6 protein-coding genes and 1 tRNA gene are annotated in these 4,624 nt (G+C 71.2%); 4 read left to right on the top strand and 3 right to left on the bottom strand.

Annotated elements, in window-relative coordinates:
- Positions 1-417, top strand: a 417-nt coding sequence (locus F9K34_RS17240) for a 3-hydroxyacyl-CoA dehydrogenase family protein (protein ID WP_291338349.1), incomplete at its 5' end; no start/stop codon positions are given.
- A 21-nt stretch (positions 418-438) separates the two neighbouring features.
- On the opposite strand, the gene F9K34_RS17235 is transcribed toward F9K34_RS17240, so the two are convergent.
- A complete protein-coding gene (locus tag F9K34_RS17235; protein WP_291338348.1) occupies positions 439-654 on the bottom strand; it encodes a hypothetical protein in 216 nt (71 codons plus the stop codon).
- Positions 655-773: 119 nt separating this feature from the next.
- On the opposite strand from F9K34_RS17235, the gene F9K34_RS17230 reads away from it, so the two are divergent.
- Positions 774-1,034, top strand: a complete 261-nt coding sequence (locus tag F9K34_RS17230) for a DUF2312 domain-containing protein (RefSeq protein ID WP_291338347.1) — start codon at positions 774-776, stop codon at positions 1,032-1,034.
- A 116-nt stretch (positions 1,035-1,150) separates the two neighbouring features.
- Here F9K34_RS17230 and F9K34_RS17225 read toward each other — a convergent pair whose 3' ends face one another.
- On the bottom strand, positions 1,151-2,026 hold the full coding sequence (locus F9K34_RS17225) for a hypothetical protein (protein WP_291338346.1): 876 nt from the start codon (positions 2,024-2,026) through the stop codon (positions 1,151-1,153).
- 78 nt (positions 2,027-2,104) lie between these two features.
- On the opposite strand from F9K34_RS17225, the gene F9K34_RS17220 reads away from it, so the two are divergent.
- Both F9K34_RS17220 and F9K34_RS17215 read left to right on the top strand, forming a co-directional pair.
- Positions 2,105-3,802, top strand: coding sequence for an ABC transporter permease (locus tag F9K34_RS17220; protein ID WP_291338345.1), 1,698 nt, complete (start codon positions 2,105-2,107; stop codon positions 3,800-3,802).
- A 55-nt stretch (positions 3,803-3,857) separates the two neighbouring features.
- A tRNA-Thr gene (locus tag F9K34_RS17215) sits at positions 3,858-3,933 on the top strand.
- 37 nt (positions 3,934-3,970) lie between these two features.
- On the opposite strand, the gene F9K34_RS17210 is transcribed toward F9K34_RS17215, so the two are convergent.
- A complete protein-coding gene (locus F9K34_RS17210) occupies positions 3,971-4,339 on the bottom strand; it encodes an ArsR/SmtB family transcription factor (RefSeq protein WP_291338344.1) in 369 nt (122 codons plus the stop codon).
- Positions 4,340-4,624 lie beyond the last annotated feature (285 nt).

Here is a 4,624-nt window from a genome sequence, read left to right as displayed (position 1 = left end):
GTGTCGGGCGCCGGATACTACCGCTGGCCGGCGGGTGCGGCCGCCGGCGAGGAGGACCGCGAGGTGCTGACGCTCATCGCCTCGGAGCGGCGGGGCCGGGGGATCGTGCCACGCCGGGTGACGGCACCCGAGATTCGCGCCTCGGTGCTCGCCGCCATGGCCAATGCCGGGGCGGGGCTGATCGAGACGGGCGCGGCGCGCTGCCCGTCGGACATCGACATCGCGATGATCGCAGGCTGGGGTTTCCCGCGCTGGAAGGGCGGGCCGATGCAGGCGGCCGACGCCACGGGGCTGCTGGCGCTGAGGAACCAGCTGCGCGACCAGGCGCGGGACGGCGAGCCCCTCTGGCGGCCGGCGGCGCTCTTCGACGAGCTGATCAAGAACGGGCTGAGGTTCTCCGACCTGAACGTGGTTTGACGTCGCCCGGCCGCGGGCGCCTCAGCCGAGCGCGATCCCTATCACGACCATGATCAGCCCAAGCGCCGAGACGAGAAGGGCCGCGAAGTTCAGCGCGACGACGCGCTGCAGCCGGGCGCGGAGTTCGGCGTCCGACAGGCCCGCCCGCCGCGCCGCCGTCACCTTGACGATGCACCACACGAGGCCCGCGAGCCCCAGAAGCGTCACACCCGCACCCGTCCAGATGAGCCAGTCCATCGCATTCCCCCATGTGGTTCCACCGGCCTAGCCGCAAGCCGCCGGGGCCGCAAGGGCGGGGCTTGAACCGCGGGGGACGAGCCTCTAGTCAGGGGGCCGATCTTCAAGGGAGCATGACCATGGCCGATACGCTGTCCGACGCCACCTACAATGTCGCCGCCGACGAGCTGAGGCAGTTCATCGAACGCTACGAGCATCTGGAGGCGGAGAAGAAGGACATCGCCGACCAGCAGAAGGAGGTCATGGCCGAGGCCAAGGGGCGCGGCTACGACACCAAGGTCATGCGGAAGGTCATCGCGCTGAGGAAGCGTGACAAGGACGACATCGCCGAAGAAGAGGCGGTGCTGGAGATGTACAAGGCCGCGCTCGGCATGAACTGACCGCGACGCGGCTTTCGCCACGTGCGGCCGAGCCGTCGTGACCCTAGCGGGTCCCGGGGGCGAATCGATGATCCGCGTCCGCGCCGCGGCTGGCGGCCCCGCCCGTTCGCGCGGACTCAAGGCGCGAGGAAGGTGACGCCGGGCAGAGCGGCGATCTCGGCGCAGTCCTCGTCATAGGCCTCGGTCATGGCCGCGACGAGGTCCGCGGTCCAGCCGGGGAGCGTGATTTCCACTTCCAGTTCCTCGGGCCGGGCGTATTTCTGCAGGAAGGCCGCTGTCGCGCGCCGGCGCTGGGCGGGACGGCGGGGATGGTGCCCGTCGAAGAACTCCTTCAGCCGCGCCAGCCCCTCGTCGGTCATCAGCGCGGCCAGGAGGTCGTAGTCGCCCTCCAGCATCTCCTCGGGCGCCACGCCGGCGATGGCGCGCAGCACCTCGGGCCAGAGGAGCGGCAGGTCCTCGGCGCACCAGACGGTCAGGGCGATGTCGGGCACCTGCCTGAGGATGCGCCGGATCACCGGCGCCCAGCGCAGGCCGGCCGGGCTCGACCCGCTCATCAGCATTTCGTAGCTGGCCTCCGCGGTGCGGTCGAGCAGCGCCGGGACGAGCGTCGCGGGGTTCTTCAGCGCGAGGAAGAACTCCGCCTGCGCGCCGGGGAAGAGATTGGCATAGGCCGCGATCCGCGCTGCCGAGGTCGGGTAGAGCCCGTCCGGGCCGATCGCGTTGACCGGGAAGCAGAGCAGGCTTTCGTGGCTGAAGACGAGGCGATCCAAGGGCCCATCCTCGCCCACCGCGTCGAGGATGACCTCGCGCACCTCCGGCCCGGCCGGGGCGCCGCGCAGCGTCTTGGCGACCTTGGGCAGAAGCTGGCGGTAGAGCCTTGGCGAGGGCACGGCGATGCCGGCGGCCGCGAGCGTGCCGCGGTTCTTCAGGAGCGCGCGGACGAGGCGGTCCTCGTCCGTCCCGTGGACCCCGAGATGATAGGCGATCTGCATCGGTTTCCTGCCGTCTTCCGGGGCGACCCTATACGGGCGTGCTGGACAGGGGAACCGCTTTCCTCTAACCCCGGAGCCATGATCGCCGAGCAAAAGAGTCAGCCACTCTCCCGGCCCGCGCGCGACGCGGGCGGGGGGGGCGACTTCTGGTCGGCAGGGGCGCTTCTCATCGCGGCGTTTGTCGTGCTGCCGGTCGCCGCGGTGCTCGTGCTCGCCTTCCACCCGACCGAGAACATCTGGCCGCACCTCTTGGCGACGACCCTGCCGCGCTACGCCGCCAATACCGCGATCCTGACGCTCGCCACCGGGGCGCTCGCCGCCGCCGTCGGCACGGGCGCGGCCTGGATCGTGACAATGTACCGCTTTCCCTTCTCGGGCGTGCTCGAATGGCTCCTCCTCATGCCGCTCGCCATCCCGGCCTATATCGGCGCCTATGCGCTGGTCGATTTCCTCGACTACTCGGGTCCGGTGCAGGTCGCGCTGCGCGAGGCGATGGGCTGGACCTCGGCGCGGGACTACTGGTTTCCCGCGGTGCGGTCGCGGCCCGGCGCGGTCCTCGTGCTGGCCGCGGCGCTCTATCCCTATGTCTACATGCTCGCCCGCGCCGCCTTCCGCGAACAGTCCGCCGGCAGCTACGAGGTCGCGCGGGCGCTCGGCGCGGGGCCCGTGGGCCTCTTCCTCAGGGTCGGGCTGCCGCTCGCCCGTCCCGCGATCGCGGCAGGCGCGGCCATCGTGATGATGGAGACGGTGAACGACTTCGGCGTGGTCGATTTCTTCGCCGTCCAGACCCTGACGACCGGCATCTTCACCGTCTGGCTGGAGACCGGCAACGCCGGCGGCGCGGCACAGATCGCGGCTGTGATCCTTGCCGTCATTCTCGCGCTCGTGGCGCTGGAGAAGGTGAGCCGGCGGAACTCGCGCTACTACCAGTCCGCCCGCCAGCCCCGCCCGGTGACGAAGGTCCGGCTGAGCGGTCTCGCCGCAGCCCTTGCCGCCATCCTCTGCGCGCTGCCGGTGGCCTTCGGCTTCGTGCTGCCCCTGGCGGTGATCGCTGGCCACGCGCTCGACAAGCCCGAGACCTGGTTCAGCGCGGGGCTTGGCCGCGCGTTCCTCAACACGCTGACGGTCGGCGGGGGGGCGGCGTTCCTGACCGTCGCCGGCGCGGTCTTCATGGTCTATGGCGTGCGGCTGACGGGGCGGCGGTTGCCGAAGATCGTGCTGCCGGTGACGACCATCGGCTACGCCGCGCCCGGCGCGGTGCTGGCGGTGGGCATCCTCATCCCCGTCGCGGCCTTCGACCACCGGCTGGCGGACCTGGTCCTGGCGCTGACCGGGCGCGACCCCGGGCTGCTTCTGACCGGCTCGGCCGCGGCGATCGTCCTGGCCTATTTCGTCCGCTTCTTCGCCATCGCCCAGGGTGCCACCGACGCCGCCTTCGGCCGGGTGCCGCCCTCGCTGCCGATGGCTGCCCGCTCGCTCGGCCGCACGGCGGGCGGGGCGCTGCGCGAGGTCTACCTGCCGCTGATGCGCGGCACGGTCGGGACCGCGCTGCTCCTCGTCTTCGTCGATTGCGTGAAGGAACTGCCGGCGACGCTGCTCCTGAGGCCGTTCAACTACGATACCCTCGCCACGCGGGCGCACGAGAAGGCCAGCCTCGAGAACATCGCCGAGGCCGCACCACCCGCGCTTCTCGTCATCGCGGTGGGGCTCGTGGCGGTCGGCCTTCTCGCCCGCGCGACGCTTGCCCCCCGCCGCGGCGCCGCGCCGCGCGCGTGACGCCTCACGCGAGCATCTTGCGTGGGGACCGGTCGCGGTCTATGTGCGGGACAATGCCCCTATAGCTCAGCTGGTAGAGCGTCTGATTTGTAATCAGAGGGTCGGCGGTTCAAGTCCGTCTGGGGGCACCACGCCGCAGTCGCCCCTGTCGCTGCGCATCGCGCAGGCTCAGTCGGCCGCGGCGTCCTTGCAGAAGATGTCGTAGAGCGTCGCCACGAGCCGCTCGGCCCGGGTGTCGGCGAGCGAGTAGTAGATCGCCTTGCCGTCGCGGCGGGCGGAGACGAGGCCCTCGAGGCGGAGACGGGCGAGCTGCTGGCTGACCGCCGCCTGCCGCGAGGCGAGCAGGATTTCAAGCTCGGTCACCGATTTCTCGCCGGTCGACAGGTGGCAGAGGATCATCAGCCGTCCCTCGTGCGCCAGCGCCTTGAGGAAGTTCGAGGCTTCGTCGGCACGGGCCAGCATTTCCTCGGGCGCGACAGCGCACTCCGGCGGAAGGCCGGTCGCGTCGAAACGGGGGTGCGGGTCGCTGAGAGGCATGATCGTCCGGATTTTCAGCGAAATGTAGGCGAAACAGGGCTGCGGCGCCAGCCCCGCGACGATACGGTGCGTCGCGACGTTGCGGCGGAGTTACGCCGATGCGCGTCCGGGCCCCGCGCGCATGACTTTACGGAAACCCCGCGCTCGGCGATCCTTCGCGGCGATGGGGGCTGAGATCGGGATCCTGCGTGCCGAGGCGCGCCGCGTCGTTGCGGCCGGGCTCGCCGCTGTGGCGGCGGGCGAGGTGACGCTGCGGGCGCTTGCCGCCGACCCCGCTGCCTCGCC

Source organism: Albidovulum sp. (genome assembly GCF_008933605.1).
Lineage (GTDB): Bacteria > Pseudomonadota > Alphaproteobacteria > Rhodobacterales > Rhodobacteraceae > Albidovulum.
Note: the sequence above shows the minus strand (reverse complement) of the source record. Positions and strands in the feature narration are given on the sequence as shown.

Bases quoted from the DNA above. Each gene is read 5' to 3' on its own strand.
- F9K34_RS17235 (WP_291338348.1), bottom strand. From the start codon at position 654: ATGGACTGGCTCATCTGGACGGGTGCGGGTGTGACGCTTCTGGGGCTC.
- F9K34_RS17230 (WP_291338347.1), top strand. From the start codon at position 774: ATGGCCGATACGCTGTCCGACGCCACCTACAATGTCGCCGCCGACGAG.
- F9K34_RS17225 (WP_291338346.1), bottom strand. From the start codon at position 2,026: ATGCAGATCGCCTATCATCTCGGGGTCCACGGGACGGACGAGGACCGC.
- F9K34_RS17220 (WP_291338345.1), top strand. From the start codon at position 2,105: ATGATCGCCGAGCAAAAGAGTCAGCCACTCTCCCGGCCCGCGCGCGAC.
- F9K34_RS17210 (WP_291338344.1), bottom strand. From the start codon at position 4,339: ATGCCTCTCAGCGACCCGCACCCCCGTTTCGACGCGACCGGCCTTCCG.